The following is a 24,256-nucleotide window of genomic DNA, read 5'->3' as shown; positions in this document are numbered from 1 at the left end:
CGGTTGTCAGCCGCACGACGCGCGCCGTTTCAGGGCGTTTTCATCCGGCTGAGGCGTCGGGCGGGCGGCTTGCTAGGCATCGTCACGGCAACACGGTACCATCATGTCCTAATTTCAATCGACCTTTCGACGCGGCATGAGTATGGAATACAGAAGCTGGATGTGTCTGATCTGCGGCTGGATCTACGACGAAGAGGCGGGATTGCCCGACGAAGGCATCGCGCCTGGCACCCGCTGGGAGGACGTTCCGATCAACTGGACGTGTCCCGAATGCGGAGCCCGCAAGGAAGATTTCGAGATGGTCCAGATCTGATCCGCACGCTCCGTCGCGCCGCATGATTCGCGTCATGCGGCGCGCGCTTTTTGCGGGCCGGGTTTTTGGTCGGGATCGTTTCACGCGTGTCGTCGGATCCAGGATCGTCGACGATATTCGATTCTTCCGCGGGCGTATTACGGCATACGCTGGAAGGAAGCAGCATCATGCCGGCGGCGGCTCGGCCCGGAATCGGCCCGGAATCGCGAATGCGGGCGCGTGTGCGCATGCGCCGTATCCGCGATGACGTCCAACCGCATGCGGGGCGCGCCACGCCCGACGCACGCGCAATTCGCCTGTGAGCGCTCGTTATGACTTCTCGCCCCGATCTTCCCGTTCAGTTCGAAGCCCTGCCCAATCCGCGCGGCGGATCGGTGCGGCTCGCGGAGATGGCTCTCGCCGACGCGCTGCACGCGTTCCAGCGGCAAAGCGAAACCGCGCCCGTGCTGAAGCGGGCGATTTCCGCGCTGCAATCGGCGGGCTGGCTGCCGGCACAGCGATTCGCCGAAGCGCTCGCGCTGGTCGCGCCGCTCGGCGAGGAATCGGAGTTGACGCACGGGCGCATCGCGGATGCGCTGTCGGTGTTCGGCGCGGCCGTCGAGCGTCACAATCTGCGCGAACTGTCGTGTTCGACCGCGCTGTTCGATCACTATCGCGGGCTGCACGCGCTGCTGGCGAATCACACGCGCATCGCGCCGGTCTCGTATGACGATCTGGCGCTGGCGGGACGCGCCATCGCGCCGTCGACGCTATCGGGCATCGCGCCGGACCGGCTCGCGCGCCTGCGCGCCCATTACGAGGACGCACTGCTCAAGCTGCTGCGCGCGCCCGCCGGCGAGATCGGCGAGCACTACACGCGTCTGGACGAATGTCTGGGCGAACTCGGCAGCACCGATCCGTACGATTTCTGGCGTCTCGCGCTCAATACCGTGTGGGCGCTGCGCGAGCGCGGCGACCGGCAAGGCGGCGCGGAACCGGACGGTCACGCCGATATCAAGCGTCTCTACGCGCGCTTCAATCTGGTGCTGGCGGATCAGGCGCATGCGTCGACCTACGCGCCGCGTTCGCTCGTTCGCGCGACGCTCGCGCTGCTGTGGCGCGATTTCGCGCTGTTCGGCGCAACGCCCGACGATGCCGAGCGCGTCGACGTGCTGCGCGATTACGGTCTAACGGTGGCGTGGCATATCGCCGGGACGCCCGCGTCGGAAGCGGCGTGGGAAGAGGGCGCGGCGCAGGCGAACGAAGACGCCACGCACAAATCCGCCACGCGCGATCTTGGCGTATTGCGCGTGAACGCGACCGCCTACGAGAATTTTCTGCAGAGCGCGGAAGCGTCGATCGAAGGGCTCGTCGAGCGCGGCACGAAGGCGAGCGAAACCGGCACCGTGGATGCATCGGCGGCGCTGCATTCGGCGGATGCGTCGCATCGGCTGGGCGCGGCGGCGTGCGCGCTCGGGCTGGGCCACGTCGCGCTGCTCGCCGATACGCTCGGGCTCGCGTGGCGGCGCGTCGCGCATCACGGCGAGGCGCGTCCGGGCGAGCACCACGATTCGGGCGATACGCGCGGGCTGGACGCCGCCGTGCCCGAACGCGCCGCCCACATGCTGCGCTCGATGCTGCATCAGGCGGCAGCGGGCATCGCGCCGTCGGACGGACGGGCATCGGTCGTCGCGCTGACGTCGATGATCGAGCGGCCCGTCGCGCTGGCGCGCTAATCTTCGTTCTTGCCGGGACCGGCCTTGCGCTTGCCCGGACCGCGCACCACGCACCACGTCGTAACGCGCGAGCGTGCGTTTGCGCGCGGCGTCGTGATCGACGATCGGCTGCGGATAATCGGCGCCGAGCGCAATCTTCGCTTCTTTCAGCGCATCGGGCTTCGCGCGCCACGGCGCGTGAATATCGCGATTCGACAGCCCCGCGATTTCCGGCACGTAATGGCGAATGAACACGCCCGCCGAATCGAACTTCTCGGACTGCGTGATCGGATTGAAGATGCGGAAATACGGTTGCGCATCGCATCCGCTGGACGCGGCCCATTGCCAGCTGCCATTGTTGTTCGACAGCTCGAAATCGTTGAGAAGCGCTTCGAAATACGCTTCGCCGCGCCGCCAGTCGATACCGAGATCCTTCGTCAGAAAGCTCGCCACCACCATGCGCAGCCGGTTGTGCATATAGCCCGACTCGTTGATCTGCCGCATTGCCGCATCGACCAGCGGATAACCGGTTTGCCCGGCGCACCACGCGGCGAAATCCGCGTCGGCGGCGTCTCACGTTTCCCACGCGATGCGATCGTATTCCTGCTTGAACGCGCGATGATCACCCGGCACGCCGACATGCGGGAAATGATGCAGCACGGAGAAATAGAACTCGCGCCAGATGAGCTCGCCAAGCCACGTCTGCGCGCCCTTGTCGCCGTGACGTTGCGCGTCGTTCGCGAGGCGGGCGAGCGCGCGAATCGACACGGTGCCGTGGCGCAAGTGCACGCCGAGATAGCTCGGGCCTTTTTTCGCGGGGAATTCGCGTGCGTGATCGTAGTCCGTCATGCGATCGCGGAAGTCGTCGATCAATTCGTACGCGCCGCTCGTGCCGGCAGGGAACGCGGGCGCGTGGGCATCGGCGAAACCGAGTTCGGCGAGCGACGGTATGGCGTGCTTGACGCCCGACGGCGGTTTTGCCAGCGCGTTCAGGTGATCGTCCGATGCATACGGCTTCAGCGCGTCCGGCGTCAGCGTTTCCAGCCATTTGCGCTTGTACGGCGTGAACACCGTGTACGGCTTGTCCGCGCCTGTCATCACTTCGTCATGATCGAAAACGGCCTGATCCTTGAAGCTGAAAAACGCGATGTCGTGGCTCGCGAGTGTCTTCGCCACCGCGTCGTCGCGCTCCTTCGCACTCGGCTCGTAATCGCGATTGGCGAACACCGCATTGACGCCGCATTCGCGTGCCAGCGCCGGAATGTCGTGCACGGGATGCCCGTGCCGCACGATCAGCGTGCCGCCCGCCTCGCGCAACGCGCGATCCAGTTCCGTCGCGCTGGCGTGAATAAACGCCACGCGCCGGTCTTTTTTGTCGAGCGGCGCGAGGATATCGCGGTCGAAAACGAACGCACACAGCACGCGACGGCAGCGTGTGAGCGCGTGATAGAGTGCAGCATTGTCTGCCGTGCGCAGGTCCCGCCGAAACCAGACCAGGCCCAGATCAAAGTCGGCCATCTCGTCGCGCCTTTGGTAAAATTCTGAATTATGTCCAAGACTTCCGATCGCATCAATTTGACGAATCAGTTCCTGATTGCCATGCCCAGCATGGCCGATCCGACGTTTTCAGGAACCGTGGTCTACCTTTGCGATCACACCGAGAAAGGCGCCCTCGGCCTCGTCATCAACCGGCCGACGGACATCGATCTCCAGTCGCTTTTCAATCGCATCGATCTCAAGCTCGAGATCGAACCGCTCGTTCATCTTCCCGTGTACTTCGGCGGACCCGTGCAAACGGAGCGCGGCTTCGTGTTGCATGAAGAAAACGAAGACGAACCGTACAGCTCGTCCATGAGCGTACCGGGCGGACTTGCCATGACTACCTCGAAAGACGTGCTCGAAGCAGTCGCCAGCGGCAAGGGTCCCGATCGCTTCCTGCTTACGCTCGGTCATGCCGGCTGGGGCACGGGCCAGCTCGAGGAAGAAATCTCCAAGAATGGCTGGCTCACGGTCGAAGCCGATCCGCGCATCATTTTCGACGTGCCCGCCGAAGATCGTCTCGAAGCGGCTCTATCGCTGCTCGGCGTATCGCGTTCCATGTTGTCCGGCGAAGCAGGGCACGCATGAGTCGCGAAGCCACGCTGCTGGCATTCGACTACGGCGAGAAACGCATCGGTGTCGCCGTCGGCAATACGCTGACTCGCAATGCGCGTGCCTTGGTCGTCGTCGAGAACCGCAGCCGTGAGTATCGCTTCGAGGAAATCGGCAAGCTGGTCGCGGAGTGGAAGCCCGACACCATCGTCGTCGGCCTGCCGATGCATCCGGACGGCACGCCGCACGAAATGACGGCGCTCGCTAAACGCTTCGGCAATCAGGTTAACGGCCGCTTCAATGTACCGGTGCAATGGGTGGACGAGCGCTATTCGTCCGTCGATGCCAAAGCCGATCTGCGCGCGCGCGGCGTGCGCACCAACGCGCGCGGCCGCTTCGACGATATCGACGCCGAAGCCGCCCGCGTGATCCTTCAACAATATCTCGACGGACTTCCTCAAGACCATGCGTTCCATTGATGCCGAAGCGCTCTATCACGCGCTCGCCGACCAGCTTCGCGCCGCTTACGGGCAGACGCTTGCAGCGGACGACGGCGCGGTGCTCGCGGGCATCTACAGCGGCGGCGTGTGGCTCGCCGAGCGGCTGGCGAAGGATCTGAACGCGCCGAGCTTCGGCGTGGTCAATGTGGCGCTGCATCGCGACGATTACGCGAAGAAGGGCTTGCACAGTCAGGCGCGTCCCACCGACTTGCCCTTCGACGTGAACGGCCGCCGCATCATCCTGATCGACGACGTGCTGTCGACCGGACGCACGGTGCGCGCCGCGATCAACGAACTCTACGATTACGGCCGGCCTGCCGCGATCGAACTCGCCGTACTCGCCGATCGCGGCGGACGCGAAATGCCGGTCGCCGCGCGCTTCGTCGGCGCGACGGTCGAGTTGCAGGCGAACGAGAATCTCGTGCTGTCGCGCCAGGAAAGCGGCGCGTTCGAATTCACGACGGAAACACGCGCGCACTGAACGCGCGGCGCTCATTTTCTAAAGCAGAGTCATCATGAATACCGCCACTCAGGGCGCTGCCGTTGCGGGCACGTCATCATCGGACAAGAGCGCCGACACGTTCCGTTACGGCTTTCTCAAGGGCAACCCGCAGCTCACGAAAAACGGCGAGCTGAAGCATCTGCTCACCATTGAAGGGCTGCCGCGTTCCATCGTCACGCATATCCTCGATACGGCCGAACAGTTCGTCAGCGTCACCGATCGCGAAGTCAAGAAGGTGCCGATTCTGCGCGGCAAGTCGGTCTTCAACCTGTTCTTCGAGAACTCGACGCGCACGCGCACCACGTTCGAAATCGCGGCGAAGCGTCTGTCGGCGGACGTGCTGAATCTGAATATCAACGCGTCGTCGACGAGCAAGGGCGAATCGCTGCTCGACACGATCAACAATCTCTCCGCGATGCACGCCGACATGTTCGTCGTGCGTCATGCGTCGAGCGGCGCGCCGTATCTGATCGCCGAGCATTGCGCGCCCCATGTGCACGTGATCAACGCGGGCGATGGCCGTCACGCGCATCCGACGCAAGGCTTGCTCGACATGTACACGATCCGCCATTACAAGCGCGACTTCACGAAGCTGCGCGTGGCAATCGTCGGCGACATTCTGCATTCGCGCGTGGCGCGTTCGGACATTCATGCGCTGACCACGCTCGGCGTGCCCGAAGTGCGCGCGATCGGTCCGCGCACCTTGCTGCCGAGCAATCTCGATCAGATGGGCGTGCATGTCTATCACAACCTCGACGAAGGCCTGAAGGGCGTCGACGTGATCATCATGCTGCGTTTGCAGAACGAACGGATGAGCGGCGCGCTGCTGCCGTCTGCGCAGGAATATTTCAAGAGCTGGGGCTTGACGCCCGAGCGTCTCGCGCTCGCCGCGCCCGATGCCATCGTGATGCATCCCGGCCCGATGAACCGCGGCGTGGAAATCGATTCGCAGGTGGCCGACGGCCCGCAATCGGTGATTTTGAATCAGGTGACTTTCGGTATCGCCGTGCGGATGGCGGTGATGGGCATTGTGGCCGGTAACAGCGATTAAGCAGCGATCAAGACATGAAGATCCAGATTCAGGGCGGCACGATCATCGACCCGGCGGCGGGCACGGAAGAGCGCAAGGACGTGTTTATCGCGGCGGGGCGGATCGTCGGCATCGGCGAGGCGCCGGCCGACTTTCACGCGGCGAAGGTCATCGACGCGAACGGCTTGATCATCGCGCCGGGCTTCGTCGATCTGTCGGCGCGGCTGCGCGAGCCGGGCTTCGAACACAAGGCGACGCTCGAATCCGAGATGGCCGCCGCGATGGCCGGCGGCGTGACGAGCCTCGTCTGTCCGCCAGATACGGACCCCGTGCTCGACGAGCCCGGTCTCGTCGAAATGCTCAAGTTCCGCACGCAGAAGCTGCATCTGGCGCATGTGTATCCGCTGGGCGCACTGACGGTCGGGTTGAAGGGCGAGACGATTACCGAAATGGTCGAGCTGACGGAAGCGGGTTGCGTCGGCTTCTCGCAGGCCGATAATCCCATCGTCGATACGCGCACCCTGCTGCGCGCGCTGCAGTACGCGACGACTTACGGCTACACCGTGTGGCTGCGTCCGCAGGATGCCTACATGTCGCGTGGCGGCGTGGCGGCGAACGGCGTGGCGGCGAACGGCGCGGTGGCGTCGCGGCTCGGGTTGTCGGGCGTGCCGATGTCGGCGGAAACCATCGCGCTGCATACTATTTTCGAGCTGATGCGCATCACGGGCGCGCGCGTGCATCTGTCGCATCTGTCGTCGGCGGCGGGCGTGGCGCTGGTGCGCGCGGCAAAGGCCGAAGGGCTCGCGGTGTCGTGCGATGTCACCGTCAACCATGTGCATCTGACCGATGTCGATATCAGCTATTTCGATGCGCAATTCCGCCTCGATCCGCCGCTGCGCTCGCAACGCGACCGCGAAGGGATTCGCGCGGGTCTGGAAGACGGCACGATCGACGCGATCTGTTCCGATCACACGCCGCTCGACGACGACGAAAAGCTGCTGCCGTTCGCCGAAGCGACGCCGGGCGCGACCGGTCTCGAACTGCTGCTGTCGCTGACCTTGAAGTGGGCGAACGAAAACAAGGTGCCGCTCGCGAAGGCGCTCGCGCGCATCACGTCCGCTCCCGCCGATGTGCTGAAGCTGCCGGCGGGCCGCATCACCGTGGGCGCGCTCGCCGACCTCTGCGTGTTCGATGCCAACGCTGCATGGCGCGTCGATCCGCTGAAGCTCAAGAGCCAGGGACGCAATACGCCGTTCCTCGGTTACGAACTGCCGGCGCGCGTGCGTGCCACGATCGTCGGCGGCCATCTCGCTTTCGAAGCACGCTGACGGTATTCGAGCATGGGCATCGCGTTACGCAAACTGCGTCTGGTCGTTCATCTGCTGGTCGGCATGTGGGTCGTCGCGACGCGTTTTTCGCGCGTGTCCGCGGCGGAGCGCAGCGAGTTGAATCGCCAATGGTCGCTCAAGATGCTGCGGCTGTCGGGGATGAAACTCGTCGTCCATAACGACGAAGCGCGGCTCGATGCCTGCGTGCTGGTGGTCGGCAACCATATCTCGTGGATCGATATCTACGTGATTAACGCGTGGCGTCCGACGCCGTTCGTCTCGAAGGCGGAAATTCGCAAGTGGCCGGTCGTCGGCTGGCTCGCGGAGCAACTGGGCACGGTGTTCGTGCAGCGCGAAAAGCGTAGCGATGCGAAACGCATCATGCACGAACTGGCGAACCGCCTGCACGCGGGCGAGATGATGTGCGTGTTCCCCGAAGGCACGACCACCGATGGCCGCGCGCTGCTGCCGTTCCACGCCAACATGTTTCAGGCGGCGGTGTCGGCATCGGTGCCGGTGCAGCCGGTCTGCCTGATGTACGAAGACGCGCGCGGCATGCTCTCGACCGCGCCCGCGTATATCGGCGACATGTCGCTCAACGATTCGCTCAACGCGGTGCTGCGCGCCGAACCGCTGACCGCGCATCTCTACGTGTGCAACCCGCTCGCGCCGGGCGCGGATCGGCGGTTGCTCGCAAGCGAAGCGCAGGCGGCCGTGCAACTCGCGCTCGACTCGATGCGCGGCGCGCCCGCCGTGGCGGCCGGTACGCCGCTGACGCAGCCGCTCGACGCTACTTCTTCATCGCACAACTCACCTGCGTGACCACGCGCTGCTTCGGATCGGCGGTCAGCAGAACCGCCGACAGCTTGTTGCCCCACACGCAGCCCGAATCGAGACACAGCACGTCGTCGCGGATCATCAGACCCAGCGCGGCCCAGTGTCCGAACACGATGGTCGTATCCCGCGTGCGACGTCCCGGCACGTCGAACCACGGCAGATAGCCGGGCGGCGCGGCGCTCGGGCCGCCGTTGTTGGCGAATTCCATCGCGCCATCGGGCGTGCAGAAACGGATGCGCGTCAACGCGTTGTACGTCACGCGCAGGCGATCCATGCCCTTGAGCGTGTCATCCCAACAATGCGGCTCGTTGCCGTACAACTCCGCCAGCGTCTCTTTCCAGTTCGGCGCGCGCAACGCGCGTTCGAGTTCATGCGCGAGTTCCAGCGTCATCGTCACGTCCCACTGCGGCAGCACGCCCGCATGGACCATCAGCGCGCCGTGTTCGAAATGCGCGACCGGCTTGTGACGCACCCATTCGATGAGATCGGTGGCATCGGGCGCGGCGAGGATATCGTCGAGCGTGTCGCCTTTCTTCGGCTTGCGCAATCCGGCCGCGACGGACAGCAGATTCAGATCGTGATTGCCGAGCACGACCGTCGCGCGTGCGCCGAGCGCGATGACATCGCGCAGCGTCTGCAACGATTTCGGGCCGCGATTGATGAGATCGCCGACAAACCAGAGCGGGGTATCGCGCGCGGGGGCGGCCTTTTTCAGAAGCTGGCGGAAGGGATCGCAGCAGCCCTGGAGATCGCCGAAAACGAGCGGGGCGGAAGCGCTGCCGGTGAGATGCGAAGCGTCGGTCATTGAGTCGCGGATGGGATGCGGGTTGGTCGGCGACGTGCGAGGAAGGCGTCGTGCGCATCGCGACGGAGGTGTATCGTCGAGGCATTCATTATGAAACAGACGGCGAATAGTTTCTGCGCGCGCGATAGTCGCATTTTGTCTTTTAGTTACGCCGTGCAAGCGCAAATGCCTAGCTGTATCAAGTTGTTATGCGTGTAGTTTTTGCAGGGCCGGACTTTATAATGGGTGGTTGATCGCACGCCGCGCGCGGTGACCGCTAAATCGGTCATAGGTTCCCGTTCGGCGTGATTCATGCGAATAAGACGCAAATTTTTCACATTTTTCGAGTGGTCTTTCGGGCGGTTTGCCGGCTGAAAGAGCGGCCAAGAGGGTACTTATGATTCTCGTGACGGGCGGCGCAGGCTTTATCGGCGCTAATTTTGTGCTGGACTGGCTCGCAGCTTCTGACGAAACCGTGCTCAACGTCGACAAACTGACGTATGCGGGCAACCTCGGCACGCTCAAATCGCTTCAGAACAACCCGCGGCACGTGTTCGCCCGCGCGGACATTTGCGATCGCGCGGCGATGGACGAACTCCTCGCCAAGCATCAGCCCCGCGCCATCCTGCACTTCGCCGCCGAAAGTCACGTCGATCGTTCGATCCACGGCCCGGCCGATTTCGTGCAGACCAATGTCGTCGGCACGTTCGTCCTGCTCGAAGCCACGCGCATGTACTGGAGCAAGCTGCCCGAAGCGGAGAAGCAGGCGTTCCGCTTCCTGCACGTCTCCACGGACGAAGTGTTCGGCTCGCTTTCCGCCACCGATCCGCAGTTTTCCGAGACCACGCCGTACGCGCCGAACAGCCCTTATTCGGCCACCAAGGCGGGTTCGGACCATCTGGTGCGCGCGTATCACCACACTTACGGCCTGCCGGTTCTGACGACCAACTGCTCGAACAACTACGGCCCGTACCAGTTCCCCGAGAAGCTGATTCCGCTGATGATCGCCAACGCGCTCGGCGGCAAGCCGTTGCCGGTCTACGGCGATGGCCAGAACGTGCGCGACTGGCTGTACGTGGGCGACCATTGCTCGGCCATCCGCGAAGTGCTGGCGCGCGGCGCGCTCGGCGAGACCTACAACGTCGGCGGCTGGAACGAGAAGAAGAACCTCGAAGTCGTGCATACGCTGTGCGATCTGCTCGACCTTCTGAAGCCCAAGGCGACCGGTTCGTATCGCGATCAGATCACTTACGTGAAGGATCGTCCGGGCCACGACCGCCGTTACGCGATCGATGCGCGCAAGCTCGAACGCGAACTCGGCTGGAAGCCGGCGGAAACCTTCGAAACCGGTCTCGCCAAGACGGTCCAGTGGTATCTGGACAATCAGCCGTGGGCCGACGAAGTGGCGTCCGGCGAGTACCGGCAATGGGTCGAGACGAACTACGCGCAGCGCGCGTGAGGAACTGACGATGGCGCGCAAAGGCATAATTCTCGCTGGTGGCTCCGGCACGCGGCTGTATCCGATCACGCACGCGGTGTCGAAGCAACTGCTGCCGGTGTACGACAAGCCGATGATCTACTATCCGCTGTCGACGCTGATGATCGCGGGCATCCGCGACGTGCTGGTGATCTCCACGCCGCAGGACACGCCGCGCTTCGAGTCGATGCTCGGCGACGGTAGCCAGTGGGGCATGAACATCCAGTACGCGGTGCAGCCGTCGCCGGACGGGCTGGCGCAGGCGTTCATCATCGGGCGTGAGTTCGTCGGCAACGATCCGTCGGCGCTGATTCTCGGCGACAACATTTTCTACGGTCACGATCTGGCCAAGCAACTCGCCAGCGCCGATGCGCGCACCGATTGCGCCACCGTCTTCGCCTATCACGTCCACGATCCGGAGCGTTACGGCGTGGTCGAGTTCGACAACAAGTTCCACGCGCTGTCGATCGAAGAGAAGCCGGCCAAACCGCGTTCGAACTACGCCGTGACCGGGCTGTATTTCTACGACAGTCAGGTGTGCGATATCGCGGCGGACATCAAGCCGTCGCCGCGCGGCGAACTCGAGATCACCGATGTGAACTCGCGCTATCTCTCCATGAAGAAGCTCGATGTCGAGATCATGGGGCGCGGTTACGCGTGGCTGGATACCGGCACGCACGACTCGCTGATCGAGGCGGCCACGTTCATCGCCACGCTGCAGAAGCGGCAGGGTCTGGTGGTGGCGTGTCCCGAAGAGATCGCCTATCGCCAGCAATGGATCGGCGAGGAGCAACTGCTCGCGCTGGCCAAGCCGCTGTCGAAGAACGCATACGGTCAATATCTCATCAATCTCTCGAAGGACCAAGTCGCATGGCCATCCAAGTAACCGCTACCGCGCTGCCCGAAGTCAAGATCATCGAGCCGAAAGTGTTCGGCGATGCGCGCGGTTTCTTCTACGAGAGCTTCAACGCGCGTGAGTTTGCCGAGCAGGTGGAGAGCGGCGTGGAGTTCGTGCAGGACAACCATTCGCGTTCGGCGAAGGGCGTGCTGCGCGGTCTGCACTATCAGATCCAGCATGCGCAGGGAAAACTCGTGCGCGTGGTGGAAGGCGAAGTGTTCGACGTCGCCGTCGATATCCGCAAGAGCTCGCCGAATTTCGGCAAGTGGGTGGGCGTGAATCTGTCCGCCGACAACCATCGGCAATTGTGGGTGCCGCCGGGCTTCGCGCACGGCTTCGTCGTGCTGTCGGAGTCGGCGCAGTTTCTCTACAAGACGACCGATTACTGGTATCAGGCGCATGAGCGCAGCATCGTGTGGAACGATCCGTCGATCGGTATCGAATGGCCGATCGATTTCGAGCCGCTGCTGGCGGCGAAGGATGCGGCGGGCAAGCAGCTGGCGGATGCCGAGGTGTTCGAATGAGCGGCGCGGCACAGCGGAACATTCTTCTGACCGGCGTGAATGGTCAGGTCGGTTTTGAGCTGGCGCGCACGCTGCAAGGATTGGGCAACGTGGTGGTGGTGGATAGTAGCCGGCTCGATCTGAGCGATCTCGATCAGGTTCGTCGCGTCGTGCGTGACGTGAAGCCTGCGCTGATCGTGAATCCGGCGGCTTATACGGCGGTGGATAAGGCGGAGAGCGAAGTCGATGCCGCCATGCGGGCCAATGGCGAAGCGCCGGGCGTGCTGGCGGAAGAGGCGAAGCGTCTGGGCGCGGCGCTCGTTCATTATTCGACCGATTACGTGTTCGATGGCACGAAGGACGGCGCTTATGTTGAGGACGATGCGGTGAATCCGCAGAACGTCTACGGCAAGAGCAAGCTGGCGGGCGAGCAAGCGATCGCCGCATCGGGATGCGATCATCTGATTTTTCGCACGAGCTGGGTGTATGGCACGCGTGGAAAGAACTTTCTGCTGACGATGCTGCGCTTGGGCGCGGAGCGGGAAGAGTTGAGCGTGGTCGCGGATCAGATCGGGGCGCCGACGTGGGCGGTGACGATCGCGGCGTTGACTGCGAATGTGCTGGCGCAGGGCGCGGTGGCGGACGCCGGATGGTGGTCGGAGAAGTCGGGGGTGTATCACCTGACGGCGGGCGGTGCGACGTCGTGGCATGGATTCGCGCAGGCGATTTTCGATCTCTCGGATTTGGCGAAGAAGCCGATCGTCAAGCCGATTCCGGCATCGGCTTATCCGACGCCTGCGGCGAGACCGCACAATTCCCGTATGTCCGGGGTGAAGTTTCAGGCAGCGTTCGGTGCCCAGGCTCTCTCGTGGGACGATTGCCTGCGTTTGTGTATGTCCGGGCACAGCGGGCTGAACGTTTCACATACGAGTTAGCGGCAGAACATGGTTCAGGCACGGACCGGCGTAGTCGTCGTCTTCTATCATCCAGACGAAGCATGTATCAAGCGGACAGAGCGGCTCTCGGCTTTCGGAGCGTGCGTCGTCATCGACAATACCGAAGGCGACACGTCGCGGACTGCGGCAGCCCTTTCGAGCAACGTTCTGTATTGGCCGAATGGCGCAAACCTAGGCATTGCCACGGCGCTCAATCAAGGTGTTTCGATACTGATCGATGCGGGCTGCGAGTTCATTTTGCTGTTCGATCAGGATAGCGATCCGTCTGCGGAACTGCTCGAAGGATTGCCACGTCTCCTGGAAGACGAGTCGCGCCGTGGCAAACGAGTCGCGGTGGTCGGGCCTGCCTACATCGATGAAAGGTTAGGCGGTGTGACGCGTTTCGTGCGGTTTGCATTTCCGGCGCTGGAACGCGTTCCCGCCGTCGGCGGAGGTCTGATCGAGGCCGATTTCCTGATCACCTCCGGATCGTGCATCAATGCGGCGGCATGGGCCGACATCGGCCCGATGGACGACGAGCTCTTTATCGATTTCGTCGATCTCGAGTGGTGCGTCCGGGCGCGTGCCCGTGATTATTCGGTCCTCGGCGCGCCGGCGTTTCGTCTAAGTCATACCCTCGGGGGCGAACCGATCCGCATATTCGGCCGGGTGTATCCCAGTCACGGTCCGCTTCGTCACTACTATCTGTTTCGTAACGCCACCAACCTGATTCTGCGTGGCTATATGCCGTGGAGATGGAAATGGACGGAGCTCGTGGCGATGCCGGTCCGGCTCGTTATCTACGGTGTATGGCTCCGTCCGCGCGTCCGGCATGTCTGGATGTCGCTCCTTGGCATCTGGCATGGACTCACAGGACGGATGGGCAAATTGCAGCAACCGTGAGGCAGCAGGTTTACTGAACTCATCAACCAGATTCGAACCCTATTTAAGATGTCTACCCAAATCTTTGAAGATCTGGAGAATAGTCTGGCGTCCTGGCGGCTATGGACTCTGCTTGGTTGGCTCGAGGTCAGGCAGCGCTACGCGCGCTCGCGAGTCGGGCCGTTCTGGCTGACGATCAGCATGGGTGTCATGATCGGCTCCATCGGCGTCGTGTACGGAACGCTCTTCGGCATGAAGATGGGCGAGTATCTGCCGTTTCTCGCGATCAGCCTGGTTCTGTGGACATCATTCTCATCCACGGTGCAGGAAGGCAGCATAGCGTATATCGCAAGCGGTACGTATATCCGTCAAGCGGCCACGCCCAAACTGATTTACATCCTGCAGGTCGTGTGGCGCAACCTGGTGATTCTCGCGCACAACTTTGTCATCGTCGTCGTGCTGCTCGGCGTATTCGGCATTAAGAACTGGGAAGTGTTGCCGCTGTTCGTGCCGGCGCTAGTGGTGTACATGCTCAATGCCATGTGGATCGCGATGATGGCCGGCCTCTTATCGGCACGCTTCCGCGATCTGCCGCAAATCACTGCAGCGTTGTTGCAGGTTGCGTTTTACGTGACGCCAATCATCTACCGCCCTGATTCGCTGACGCGTTTTTCGTTCATCGTTGAATGGAATCCTTTGGCGCACCTGATAGAACTCGTGCGTGCGCCGCTGACTGGTATGGCGCCGAGCGCGATTACCTGGGAGGTGACAGTGGGCATGGCCGTGGTCGGATGGGCGCTCGCGCTGACGATGACCGGGCGATATCTGAAACGCATTCCGTATTGGGTTTGAGAGGAAAGAAAGACATGGCGTTCATCGAACTCAAGGGCGCAACCCTCGATTTGCCCATCTACGACGTACAAGGCCGCTCTCTCAAGAAACAGGTCATGCGACTTGGCCGTCGCAATTCGATCGCCGAGGACAATGACGGTGTCGTCGTGGTGCGTGCGCTGGACAGCGTCGATCTGCGATTCAACCCGGGCGACCGCATTGGTCTGATCGGCCATAACGGCGCGGGCAAATCCACGCTGCTGCGCACGATGGCAGGCATCTACCATCCGACGCTCGGAGTCGTCAAAACTCAAGGCAAGATCGTTCCGCTGCTCGATATCAGTCTTGGCATGGACGACAACTCCACGGGACTGCAGAACATCCGTCTGCGGGGTCTTTTACTCGGTATGACCGATGCGGAGATCAAGGAAAAGACGCCGGGCATCGTCGAATTCTGCGAACTCGGGGATTATCTCGACTTGCCGCTTCGCACGTACTCGAGCGGTATGCGAGTACGTCTTGCTTTCGCCGTATCGACCGCCGTGGATGCCGAAATTCTGCTGCTTGACGAGGTGATGGGCGTGGGTGATGCATCGTTCATGCACAAGGCGGAACAGCGCCTCGAAGAATTGCACGGTCGCGCCGAGATCGTCGTGCTAGCCATGCATTCCAACAACGAAATACGCCGCGTCTGCAACAAGGCGTTGTGGATGGAGCGCGGTCGCGTGCGGGCCTTCGGACCCGTCGAGGAAATTCTCTCGGCGTATGAGGAATATGTCCAGCACGGTTGAGTCGGCCGCGAACCTGACACGCCGGTTGTGGCGTTTGGTGAAATCGTTTCGGCAAACCATGCGACTGCGCGGTGGGCTCGTCCTCACTCTGCGGACAATTTGCGCAACGTTGCGGCGTGAGGGCGTGGCGGGACTACGTTCACGCGCTGCACGCGCGTCAGGAGCGAGCCAGTACGATGCATGGGTGCGTCGCTACGACTCCATCGGCGACGGCGAACTCCAAGCGCTTGCTGAGCGTCTGGCAACATTGGACGCGAACCCGGTCTTTTCCGTTGTTGTCCCGCTTTACAATACGCCGGCCAGTTTCCTGCGCAAGATGATCGAGTCTGTCCTTGGTCAGACCTATCCGCACTGGGAGCTTTGCATGGTGGACGACGCGTCCAATTTAGCTCACATGAGTTCGATCGTCGACGAGTACGCCCGTCGTGATTCGCGTATCAAATTCGAACGGCGCAGTTCGAATGGACATATTTGCGTTGCCAGTAATGATGCCATAACGCTTGCCCGCGGCGATTTCATTGCATTGCTCGATCATGACGACGTGCTGCCGCCGCATGCGTTGCAGATGATTGCGCAGTATGCCGCGAAGCACCCCGACGCGAAGATGTTTTTCAGCGATGAGGACAAACTCGCACCGGACGGCAGTCGAGTTCAGCCGTACTTCAAGTCGGATTGGAACGCGGTGCTCATGCTCGGGCAAAACATGTTTTCGCATTTTGGCGTGTTCGATGCGGACCTGGTGCGCTCGGTCGACGGATTTCGTCCCGGCTTCGAAGGCAGTCAGGACCACGATCTCGCGCTGCGTTGCGCCGAACGGTTGCGGCCGGAGCAGATCGTCCATGTGCCGCACGTCCTGTATCACTGGCGCGTGAGCGCGGACAGCACAGCCCTCGATGTTGCCGCGAAGCCTTACGCGCACGATGCCTCGCTCCGGGCCGTTCGCGAACATCTCGTGCGCTGCGGCGCAGATGCATCGGTCGAGCCGATCTCGCCCGCATCGTCCATGCTGCGCGTCATATTCGGCACGCCTCAGCCTGCACCAAGGATATCGATCACCATTCCGACGCGTGATCGTGCAGACCTATTGGAGCGTTGTATCGGCAGCTTGCGCGAGCGCACGCGTTACGCAAACTATGAAATCGTCATTGTGAATAACGGATCGACGGAACGAAATGCGCTGGAACTTCTCGACCATTATAAGCAGCTGCCCGATGTGCAGGTGGTATCGATTGACGAGCCGTTCAACTATTCCGACTTGAACAATCGCGCCAGTGCCGTTGCGACGGGCGAGTACCTCTGTCTGTTGAACAACGACACCGAAGTGCATGGCGGCGACTGGCTCTCCATTTTGTGCGGCTATGCGTCTCAGCCGGATGTCGGCGCAGTGGGCCCTGCGTTGTGGTATCCAGACGGTCGTTTGCAGCACGGTGGGGTATTGCTCGGCATCGGCGATCTGGCGGGACATTATCACCATCTTGTCGGCAAGGGAGATCCCGGTTATTTCGGCCGTGCTGTGCTGGCGCAGGAAGTTTCCGCCGTTTCTGCCGCTTGTCTGGTGGTCCGGAAGTCACTCTACGAAAGCGTTGGCGGACTCGATGCGCTGAATCTGCGTGTCGCTTTCAACGACGTGGATTTTTGTCTCAAGCTGAGAGCGGCGGGATACCGGAATATCTATGTTCCTTACGCAAGCCTGATTCATCACGAGTCTGCCTCACGCCGTAGCGACGCGGAGGGGCCGAACGCCGAGCGCTTCGCTCGCGAGGTCGCGTGGATGCGTCAGCGCTGGGAAAACGTGATCGACAACGACCCCTGCTACAACCCCAATCTGGCGTTGCAGGGCGCTGCCGCCTTCTCGCTTGCCTTTCCTCCGCGTATCGGCATGCTGGACTGATTGGCCCGGCGTTCCGCCACGCGTAAGCCGTCGTCAGGCATCGGCAAAATCAAGAGCGAATTTGGTGCGTCACCTGCGTTTTGCGTATCGCCAAAAGCTTCTTCATTCCAAGAGCCGGCTTTTCGATCAACCGCCAGGAGATCCACGAAAGGAGCACGATCGGAGGCATCGATAGAAGAAAAACGCTCAAACCGCCCGGCGCCAGCCCATGATCTGCCATGAGTTTGACCACGATCTCCTGAACCGGCCACGCGTAGACATACACGCCATAGGAAATATCGTCTTTGAAAAAAGGCACGCGTACCGCGTAGACGCTCAAATAAATGAAGATGAACGACAGCGCTGCGACATAGAGCGCTTGCCGGATTCCACCAATCGGAAACTTCGGGCCATAGGCAAAATCCGCGACTTTGACGAGTGCCGACAAAGCATCGATACCCGTTTGCGTAAAGACCACTAGCATCACGAATACCGCCGCCAGCGCAGCCTTGGGCACGCTCAGACGATGCTCGGCGAGCGCGATGAATGCACCCGTGAGGAACATCATCAGCATAGCGGTGACGAAGTAGAACAATCGCCCGTCATCGCCCAGATGCATGATGAAAATGAACCACAAAGAGCAGTAAAGCGCGGGAAACGTGTTGCGGTTCAGTGCGCCGACCACGCCGACGAGACCGACCGCGACGTAACATAGCATCTCCCACGGCAACGTCCACAACGAAGCGTTGAGCAGCACAAGGGGATTGCCCGCATAGCCATCGAATGCCTTGTATGCGAACTTCGAGAACAGGTAGGCGACGACGAGACCGGGCGCGATGCGCAGCAAACGGTTCCAGGCGAAAGAGAGCACGCGAGGACTGCGTTCGAAACTCCGCGTGATGAGATAACCGCTGATCGCGAAGAAGCCGTGCACCGCGAGCATGCCGGCTGACATATAAAAATACGTCGGCTCCGGGAGTCCCGCGACGGGATATGAGTGAGACAGGACCACGAATATGCTGAGTACAACGCGGATAAGGTTGAAGTTGTTCTTTATTTCCATAATCCGTTTCGAATTCGGGCCAGGTTGGGTGGTCGTGCGGGGATCCTCGTATCGTTGCGCACTCTCACCAAGGCGCGACGCGTACCCGGAAGTTCGCCGCGATTATACGTCGCCTGATGCGGCTGGCGTCGCGCTGCAGGCCTCCCATGACGCGAACGGTCCCCGCAGAAACCGGCATTCGCTCCGTTTGGAGTATGCGCGATTGCGCGCGCACGGCGGCCTGCGATCGTCGTCGCTGCTAGTGGCGTCCGGCGGGTAATATACAACTCATCCTCACTAGCGCCAAATCTCGCCCGAAGTATCGATGGTCGAGCATATTGATGCGCGATCGCACTTACCTTGACGTTTTACGACCGGCAATGGGGTATGGCGGAAGCAGTAGTACCCGTAACACACGAAGTGGCAATCGTTTCCGACGTTTCCGTGCCTCTTGGCCCTTTTGAGGGATTGCGGGTGTGTTGATCTCGTGGCAGAAGTTTGCGCCGTTCTTACGTCAGCAGAATCGTATTTTCCTTGAGCAAGTCCATGCGAGTATTAAGTCAAGTCGAAACGGTGGGTGATGGGGAGCAGGATTTTGATCCGGTGCACTCCGGGATAGCCTTCATGGCGCCGGCATGTGTCCCGCCCATCCCCTCCTGGAACGGCTTAATTCCGTTTGCTTTTTGGCTGGTGGAGGCGCAGAAGCCCGAATCCATCGTGGAGCTGGGAACGCATCGCGGCAACTCGTATCTGGCGTTCTGTCAGGCGGTGCGCAAACTCGAGTTGCCGACCCGCTGTCACGCGATCGATACCTGGCGGGGTGACAGTCACGCGGGCTTCTACGACGACAGCATCTACACGACGCTGGCCGCGTATCACGATCCGCTATATGGCGATTTCTCACGCCTGATCCGCACGACATTCGATGATGCCGTAAGCTATTTTTCGGACGGCAGTATCGATCTTCTGCATATCGACGGCCTTCATACATACGATGCGGTGCGCCACGATTTCGAGACCTGGCTGCCGCGTCTGTCCGATCGCGCCGTAGTCCTTTTTCACGACATCGCGGTGCGGGAACGCGAATTCGGCGTCTGGAAATTCTGGGAAGAGATCAGCGCGCGCTACCCTTCCTTCACGTTCGCGCACAGCAATGGTCTCGGTTTGCTGGCGGTCGGACGCGACCAATCGGCAGGCGTTCGCTGGTTGACGGAGACGGTTGCAAAATCGCCGAAAGCCACGCAAGAGATCCGGGAATATTTCGGCCGCCTGGGCACCGCGGTCAGTTCCAGTCTCGACGCGCAGTTGCAACGTGAAGCATTGGGCGAACGCGACGCATCGATTGCACGCGTCACCGGCGAGGTCGAGCAGACGCGTGAATTGATCGGCAAACTCGAAGCGGCGGTGGGTGATCGCGACCAGTGGCTGATCGCCGCCAATGCGCAGAGGGATCATCTGCGCGTGCATGGCGAATCACTCGAGCAGGCGCTCAAACAGCACGCCGTCGCACTCGATGCGCAAAAAAATCTGGTCGCGCGCGCTCGCGATGAATTCTCCACTGGCATAACCGAACGAGACGAACGCCTCACGCAACAGGAAGAGCTCCTTGCACAACAGGAGGAGCGCCTTGCGCAACAGGAAGAGCGCCTGATTGAACAGTCGGCCCTGCTCATGGAACAAATGCGCCGTGGCGCCGATCGGGATGTGCTGGTCGAACGGCTGAATGCCATCGAAAGCAGCACGATCTGGCGTGCCAGCCGGCCGGTTCGTTCGTTTCTCGGCGGCTCACGCGCATATCGGTTTCTGCGACACCCGCGTCAATATCTGGTCGCGCGAGGCCGGTCATCGAAGGTGCTGCGGCGTGTAGGTGACACCGTTATGGTGCGTCGTCTGCGTATGCGCGTTCCAGCGGACCTGAACAAGTTCTTCAATCCCCATTGGTACTTGCAACGCAATCCCGATGTGCAGGCTGCGGGCGTTGATCCACTCATGCACTATCTGCGCGCCGGCGCGCGCGAAAGGCGCGACCCGAGCGTGGAATTCAGCACGAACTGGTATCTCACGAACAACCCCGATGTGCGGGCCGCGGGAGCGAATCCGCTCGCGCATTTTCTGCTGCATGGCCGGGCCGAAGGACGCCTGCCGCGTCCACTTGCCGGTGTGCAGTTCGGCGAAATTGCGCCAATCAGCGCAAAGGCGGCGACCGAACTCGGCAAATGGCTCGAACTGTTGCCGGATACCGATACGACCACGGGCGCGCCGCTCGCCCGTTCGTCGGCTCACGATCCCTACGAATCGTGGCGTTCGGTCAATACGCTGAGTGTGGCGGATATCCGTGAATTGCGGAAGGCATTGTCCGAACACGCAGACCGCCTGCCGAAGATATCCATCATTACGCCGATCTACGATACGCCGCCTGAGTTGTTCGCGGAACTCGAAGCTGCCGTGCGTAATCAGATTTACGGTAATTGGGAATGGTGTCTGGCGAACGACTGCAGCCCGGCGCCTCACGTGCGTCCCATGCTCGATCGTCTGCAAGCGCTCGACGGGCGGATCAAGGTCGTTCATTTGGAGGAGAACGGGGGTATCAGCGTCGCGACCAACGCAGCAGTCGGGATCGCGACGGGCGAGATCATCGCGTTCGTCGATCACGATGATCTCATCACGCCGGATTGCGTGGCCGAGCTGGCGCTTTACTACGCGGAGCATTCGGACTCCGACGTCGTCTATAGCGACGATGACAAGATCGATTTGAGCGGGAGACATTTCGCGCCGCAATTCAAGCCGGACTGGTCGCCGGTACTGCTGCTTTCTTACATGTATTTCGGTCATGTGTTCAGCGTGCGGCGTGCCTTGTTCGAAGAACTTGGTGGATTTCGCAAGCCGTTCGACGGCTCTCAGGACTACGATTTTGCGCTGCGCGCGACCGAGAAGGCGCGTCACGTCGGCCACGTCCCCAAGATTCTTTACAACTGGCGTGTCGTGCCAGGCTCGACGGCTGCATCGGGCGATGCCAAGCCGGCGAGTCTCGAAGCCGGGCGCATGGCGGTCGAGCAAGCCGTTGAGCGACGCGGTATCGCGGGTGCACGCGTCACGCATCCCGCGTGGGCGCGGGCGGCGAAGGTCGGCATGTTCGACATCGAATTTCGCGATGACGGCCCTGATGTCAGCATCATCATTCCGACCAAGAATCACGCTGCGTTGCTGAAGACTTGTATCGAGTCGCTCGCCAAGACCACTTACGTGAATTACGAAGTGCTCATGATCGACAACGACAGCAACGAACCGGATGCCATCGCGTATCTTCGTGAACTGAGTACCAGACCGCGTCATCGCGTCGTGCGCATACCGAGCGAAGGCGGCCGTTTCAGTTTCGCGGGCCTCATGAACAAGGCCGTCAAACACGCGAACACCGACTATCTCCTGTTCCTCAATAACGACACGGAAGTCATCAGCGAGCACTGGCTCAGTGCCATGATGGGCTATGCGCAGATGGACCGGGTCGGTGCCGTGGGCGCAAGGTTGTACTTCGAAGACGGAACGATTCAGCATGCGGGCATCGTGCACGGCTATCACGAAGGGCTCGTCGGTCACGCTTTCCGCAACAAGGCGCCGCACGATTGGGGATACATGGGCTTCATTCGCACGCCGCGCGAATATTCGGCTGTGACCGCAGCGTGCATGGTCACGCCGAGGAAGCTGTTCGACGAGGTTGGCGGATTCGACGAGACTGATTTCGCTGTCGCCTATAACGATGTCGACTATTGCTATCGGCTGATCAAGGCGGGATGGAACTGTGTTTATGCTTCGCAGGCGGAATTGTTACATTTCGAGAGCAAGTCTCGCGGCTATAAGGACAGCCCGGTCGAGGTGGCCAATCTCCGCCGCAAGTATGGCGACTGGACAGATCGCTGGTATAACCGGAATCTGTCGCTCGAAAACGAGTGGTTCGAACCCGCGACCGTTCGCTGGCCATCGCGCGACCAGAGTCCGGTTCACGTTCTGCTCGTGACGCACAATCTGAATTTCGAAGGCGCGCCGATCTTCCTGTTCGATCTTGCCAAAGGCCTGATGGAGCATGGCGCGATTACGGCTTCGGTGGTTTCGCCGCAAGACGGACCGCTGCGTCAACTGTATGCAAGCGCCGGAATCCCGGTGCACGTGCTTTCCGATCCTGTCGCCGCCATGCAGGACGCACACGATATCCTGGAGACGCTGGCGACGATCGGCAGGGTGTTCAAGAGCCTGAAGGCCGAGGTAGTCGTTGCCAATACGCTCAACGCCTTTTGGGCGGTCGCCGGCGCGACGGCGGGCGGTATTCCGTCGATCTGGTGCCAGCACGAGAGTGAACCTTGGGCGACGTATTTCGACTATCTCCCGCCGCGCGCGCGGGCCGTGGCCTATGGCGCGTTCGCGCAGGCGTACCGCGTGACGTATGTCGCCGAGGCGACACGCCGCGGCTGGCGTGATGTCGAGACTAACGGCAACTTCAGGCTGATTCGCTACGGCATTGCGCCGGAGCGACTGGCGGAGGAAACCGGCCGCTGGAGCCGCGAGTCCGCTCGCAACGAACTGAAGATCGCTCCCGACGACATCGTGCTGGTCGTCGTGGGTACCGTCTGCCGCCGCAAGGGTCAGCTCGATGTGGTCGAAGCACTGGCAAAGATGTCCGCTGCCGTCACTGGCCGGATCCGCCTTTACATCGCGGGCAAGACCGGCGAGGTCAACTATACGGAGCAAATAGAAGCTGCGATTTCCCGCCTGCCGTCCGCACTGACAAAACGCGTAGTGCTGACCGGGCCGATGGAAGATCCTTTCCTTTACTACCGCGCAGCGGATGTCTACATCTGCAGCTCACATATCGAAAGTGCTCCACGTGTTCTTGTGGAAGCAATGGCTTGCGGCTTGCCGATCGTGACGACGCCGGTATTCGGTATCCGCGAACAGGTGAAGGAAGACATCAACGCGCTCTTTTATGAGGCAGGCGACACCGCGCAATTGGCCGAGCGTCTGGAACGCATCATTGCTGATGAGGCTCTGCGCGAACGACTGCGTTCCAAGAGTTTTGCCGTGCTCGACAGCCTTCCCGGCTACGAGGAAATGATCGTCAAATACACGCAGGCCATCAGAGAGGCCAAGCCGCTGAACCTCAGCACACAAGCCCCGGGCATAACCGCATCCACCATTTTTTAAAGAATCTGACATGAGTTTGTTTCCCACACGGCACTATGCCGATTGCGGCGAGTATGCCGACGACTATTTCGACACTTATCATCGCGCGTCGGCTTTGCTCGACCGCAGCGAGATTCATCGCGCTTCGGCGCTGTTCCGCGAAGTCGTCGAGCGCGGCGGCACGGTCTTCGTCTGCGGCAACGGCGGCTCTGCGGCGATCTCGAATCACCTCACTTGCGACTGCCTGAAAGGGGTTCGCAATGGCACGGATATCAAGCCCAACGTGTATAGCCTCGCATCGACGGTCGAGCTCATCACGGCGATCGCGAACGACTTCTCCTACGACCAGATTTTTTCCTTCCAGCTAGAGAGCCACGCGAATGCCGGTGATCTTCTGATCGTGATCAGTTCGTCCGGTGGTTCTCCAAACATCGTCCAGGCACTTCGTTGCGCGAAGGAGATGGGGGTTCAGACCATTGCAATGACAGGTTTCGACGGTGGCGCGGCGAACGAGCTGGCCGACGTGAAGCTCTGGGTCAAGGCGCATAATTACGGCGTCGTTGAAGACATTCACCAGAGCCTGATGCACATTCTCGCGCAGCATACGCGCCAGCAGTACGTCGATCGCGAGTCGATCGGGAAGATCAAGTTCTGAGTGCGCCGGTAGACCGGCAAGGAGTAGGTGGTGAAAGTCCACTGCGATGAAGGAGTAGCGAACCACATCGGCCCCGAGCCGTGCGCAGGTCACCGCGAGGTGGTCGGCGAAGCGTCGGCAG

The 24,256-nt window shown here is 61.4% G+C and carries 20 protein-coding genes and 1 pseudogene; 18 read left to right on the top strand and 3 right to left on the bottom strand.

Annotated features, from left to right (window positions below; all coding sequences use genetic code 11):
* The first annotated feature begins 142 nt into the window (after positions 1-142).
* Together BVER_RS11495 and BVER_RS11485 are read left to right on the top strand one after the other, a co-directional pair.
* A complete protein-coding gene (locus BVER_RS11495; RefSeq protein ID WP_008342674.1) occupies positions 143-313 on the top strand; it encodes a rubredoxin in 171 nt (56 codons plus the stop codon).
* Positions 314-624: 311 nt separating this feature from the next.
* On the top strand, positions 625-2,028 hold the full coding sequence (locus BVER_RS11485) for a hypothetical protein (RefSeq protein WP_050453412.1): 1,404 nt from the start codon (positions 625-627) through the stop codon (positions 2,026-2,028).
* Positions 2,029-2,055: 27 nt separating this feature from the next.
* Here BVER_RS11485 and BVER_RS11480 read toward each other — a convergent pair.
* A pseudogene (locus BVER_RS11480) lies at positions 2,056-3,525 on the bottom strand (cryptochrome/photolyase family protein); the annotation flags it as partial.
* Positions 3,526-3,555: 30 nt separating this feature from the next.
* On the opposite strand from BVER_RS11480, the gene BVER_RS11475 reads away from it, so the two are divergent.
* Genes BVER_RS11475 through BVER_RS11450 form a run of 6 tightly spaced genes read left to right on the top strand, consistent with a single transcriptional unit; the run spans position 3,556 to position 8,280 of the window.
* Positions 3,556-4,134 (top strand): YqgE/AlgH family protein, encoded by a 579-nt coding sequence (locus BVER_RS11475; RefSeq protein ID WP_050453411.1) that lies wholly within the window; start codon positions 3,556-3,558, stop codon positions 4,132-4,134.
* A complete protein-coding gene (gene ruvX / locus BVER_RS11470; RefSeq protein WP_050453410.1) occupies positions 4,131-4,577 on the top strand; it encodes a Holliday junction resolvase RuvX in 447 nt (148 codons plus the stop codon). Before BVER_RS11475 ends, ruvX begins: the two co-directional genes overlap by 4 nt.
* Complete coding sequence (gene pyrR, locus BVER_RS11465; protein ID WP_050453409.1) at positions 4,564-5,079, top strand: bifunctional pyr operon transcriptional regulator/uracil phosphoribosyltransferase PyrR; 516 nt, start codon at positions 4,564-4,566, stop codon at positions 5,077-5,079. Before ruvX ends, pyrR begins: the two co-directional genes overlap by 14 nt.
* Positions 5,080-5,113: 34 nt before the next feature.
* Complete coding sequence (locus BVER_RS11460; protein WP_050453408.1) at positions 5,114-6,151, top strand: aspartate carbamoyltransferase catalytic subunit; 1,038 nt, start codon at positions 5,114-5,116, stop codon at positions 6,149-6,151.
* Between the two features lie 14 nt (positions 6,152-6,165).
* Positions 6,166-7,458, top strand: a complete 1,293-nt coding sequence (locus tag BVER_RS11455; protein ID WP_050453407.1) for a dihydroorotase — start codon at positions 6,166-6,168, stop codon at positions 7,456-7,458.
* A gap of 12 nt (positions 7,459-7,470) precedes the next feature.
* Positions 7,471-8,280 (top strand): lysophospholipid acyltransferase family protein, encoded by an 810-nt coding sequence (locus BVER_RS11450; protein WP_050453406.1) that lies wholly within the window; start codon positions 7,471-7,473, stop codon positions 8,278-8,280.
* Here the strand turns inward: BVER_RS11450 and BVER_RS11445 are convergent.
* The gene (locus tag BVER_RS11445; protein ID WP_050453405.1) at positions 8,249-9,100 is read right to left on the bottom strand and encodes a symmetrical bis(5'-nucleosyl)-tetraphosphatase; all 852 of its coding nucleotides are present in this window, start codon (positions 9,098-9,100) and stop codon (positions 8,249-8,251) included. The two genes, BVER_RS11450 and BVER_RS11445, sit on opposite strands and share 32 nt — an antisense overlap.
* A gap of 376 nt (positions 9,101-9,476) precedes the next feature.
* On the opposite strand from BVER_RS11445, the gene rfbB reads away from it, so the two are divergent.
* The 8 genes from rfbB to BVER_RS11405 all read left to right on the top strand — a co-directional run bounded on the left by rfbB (position 9,477) and on the right by BVER_RS11405 (position 17,287).
* A complete protein-coding gene (rfbB, locus tag BVER_RS11440; protein WP_050453404.1) occupies positions 9,477-10,538 on the top strand; it encodes a dTDP-glucose 4,6-dehydratase in 1,062 nt (353 codons plus the stop codon).
* A 10-nt stretch (positions 10,539-10,548) separates the two neighbouring features.
* Positions 10,549-11,442 (top strand): glucose-1-phosphate thymidylyltransferase RfbA, encoded by an 894-nt coding sequence (rfbA, locus tag BVER_RS11435; protein WP_050453403.1) that lies wholly within the window; start codon positions 10,549-10,551, stop codon positions 11,440-11,442.
* On the top strand, positions 11,427-11,978 hold the full coding sequence (gene rfbC, locus BVER_RS11430) for a dTDP-4-dehydrorhamnose 3,5-epimerase (protein WP_050453402.1): 552 nt from the start codon (positions 11,427-11,429) through the stop codon (positions 11,976-11,978). Before rfbA ends, rfbC begins: the two co-directional genes overlap by 16 nt.
* On the top strand, positions 11,975-12,892 hold the full coding sequence (rfbD, locus tag BVER_RS11425; protein WP_050453401.1) for a dTDP-4-dehydrorhamnose reductase: 918 nt from the start codon (positions 11,975-11,977) through the stop codon (positions 12,890-12,892). The genes rfbC and rfbD overlap by 4 nt, the downstream gene beginning before the upstream one ends.
* Before the next feature lie 9 nt (positions 12,893-12,901).
* Positions 12,902-13,795, top strand: a complete 894-nt coding sequence (locus tag BVER_RS11420; protein ID WP_050453400.1) for a glycosyltransferase family 2 protein — start codon at positions 12,902-12,904, stop codon at positions 13,793-13,795.
* 48 nt (positions 13,796-13,843) lie between these two features.
* Positions 13,844-14,626 carry an ABC transporter permease gene (locus BVER_RS11415; RefSeq protein ID WP_050453399.1) on the top strand — a complete coding sequence of 261 codons (783 nt, stop codon included), beginning with the start codon at positions 13,844-13,846 and terminating at the stop codon, positions 14,624-14,626.
* A 14-nt stretch (positions 14,627-14,640) separates the two neighbouring features.
* Positions 14,641-15,396 carry an ABC transporter ATP-binding protein gene (locus tag BVER_RS11410; protein ID WP_050453398.1) on the top strand — a complete coding sequence of 252 codons (756 nt, stop codon included), beginning with the start codon at positions 14,641-14,643 and terminating at the stop codon, positions 15,394-15,396.
* 184 nt (positions 15,397-15,580) lie between these two features.
* Complete coding sequence (locus tag BVER_RS11405; RefSeq protein WP_232316497.1) at positions 15,581-17,287, top strand: glycosyltransferase family 2 protein; 1,707 nt, start codon at positions 15,581-15,583, stop codon at positions 17,285-17,287.
* A gap of 49 nt (positions 17,288-17,336) precedes the next feature.
* Here the strand turns inward: BVER_RS11405 and BVER_RS11400 are convergent, their stop codons facing one another.
* Positions 17,337-18,329: an acyltransferase family protein gene (locus BVER_RS11400; protein ID WP_083452149.1), complete on the bottom strand. Its 993-nt coding sequence runs from the start codon at positions 18,327-18,329 to the stop codon at positions 17,337-17,339.
* A gap of 513 nt (positions 18,330-18,842) precedes the next feature.
* Here BVER_RS11400 and BVER_RS11395 point away from each other — a divergent pair.
* Together BVER_RS11395 and BVER_RS11390 are read left to right on the top strand one after the other, a co-directional pair.
* Positions 18,843-23,501, top strand: a complete 4,659-nt coding sequence (locus BVER_RS11395; RefSeq protein ID WP_157056014.1) for a glycosyltransferase — start codon at positions 18,843-18,845, stop codon at positions 23,499-23,501.
* Positions 23,502-23,511: 10 nt separating this feature from the next.
* Entirely contained in the window at positions 23,512-24,135 is a 624-nt protein-coding gene (locus BVER_RS11390) for a D-sedoheptulose-7-phosphate isomerase (protein ID WP_050453394.1), read from the top strand.
* Positions 24,136-24,256: the final 121 nt, after the last annotated feature.

Origin of the sequence: Candidatus Burkholderia verschuerenii (assembly GCF_001189365.1) — a bacterium.
Taxonomy (GTDB): Bacteria; Pseudomonadota; Gammaproteobacteria; order Burkholderiales; family Burkholderiaceae; genus Caballeronia; species Caballeronia verschuerenii.
Note: the sequence above shows the minus strand (reverse complement) of the source record. Positions and strands in the feature narration are given on the sequence as shown.

Coding starts and splice junctions, on each gene's coding strand:
- BVER_RS11495 (WP_008342674.1), top strand. CDS start 143: ATGGAATACAGAAGCTGGATGTGTCTGATCTGCGGCTGGATCTACGAC.
- BVER_RS11485 (WP_050453412.1), top strand. CDS start 625: ATGACTTCTCGCCCCGATCTTCCCGTTCAGTTCGAAGCCCTGCCCAAT.
- BVER_RS11475 (WP_050453411.1), top strand. CDS start 3,556: ATGTCCAAGACTTCCGATCGCATCAATTTGACGAATCAGTTCCTGATT.
- ruvX (WP_050453410.1), top strand. CDS start 4,131: ATGAGTCGCGAAGCCACGCTGCTGGCATTCGACTACGGCGAGAAACGC.
- pyrR (WP_050453409.1), top strand. CDS start 4,564: ATGCGTTCCATTGATGCCGAAGCGCTCTATCACGCGCTCGCCGACCAG.
- BVER_RS11460 (WP_050453408.1), top strand. CDS start 5,114: ATGAATACCGCCACTCAGGGCGCTGCCGTTGCGGGCACGTCATCATCG.
- BVER_RS11455 (WP_050453407.1), top strand. CDS start 6,166: ATGAAGATCCAGATTCAGGGCGGCACGATCATCGACCCGGCGGCGGGC.
- BVER_RS11450 (WP_050453406.1), top strand. CDS start 7,471: ATGGGCATCGCGTTACGCAAACTGCGTCTGGTCGTTCATCTGCTGGTC.
- BVER_RS11445 (WP_050453405.1), bottom strand. CDS start 9,100: ATGACCGACGCTTCGCATCTCACCGGCAGCGCTTCCGCCCCGCTCGTT.
- rfbB (WP_050453404.1), top strand. CDS start 9,477: ATGATTCTCGTGACGGGCGGCGCAGGCTTTATCGGCGCTAATTTTGTG.
- rfbA (WP_050453403.1), top strand. CDS start 10,549: ATGGCGCGCAAAGGCATAATTCTCGCTGGTGGCTCCGGCACGCGGCTG.
- rfbC (WP_050453402.1), top strand. CDS start 11,427: ATGGCCATCCAAGTAACCGCTACCGCGCTGCCCGAAGTCAAGATCATC.
- rfbD (WP_050453401.1), top strand. CDS start 11,975: ATGAGCGGCGCGGCACAGCGGAACATTCTTCTGACCGGCGTGAATGGT.
- BVER_RS11420 (WP_050453400.1), top strand. CDS start 12,902: ATGGTTCAGGCACGGACCGGCGTAGTCGTCGTCTTCTATCATCCAGAC.
- BVER_RS11415 (WP_050453399.1), top strand. CDS start 13,844: ATGTCTACCCAAATCTTTGAAGATCTGGAGAATAGTCTGGCGTCCTGG.
- BVER_RS11410 (WP_050453398.1), top strand. CDS start 14,641: ATGGCGTTCATCGAACTCAAGGGCGCAACCCTCGATTTGCCCATCTAC.
- BVER_RS11400 (WP_083452149.1), bottom strand. CDS start 18,329: ATGGAAATAAAGAACAACTTCAACCTTATCCGCGTTGTACTCAGCATA.
- BVER_RS11390 (WP_050453394.1), top strand. CDS start 23,512: ATGAGTTTGTTTCCCACACGGCACTATGCCGATTGCGGCGAGTATGCC.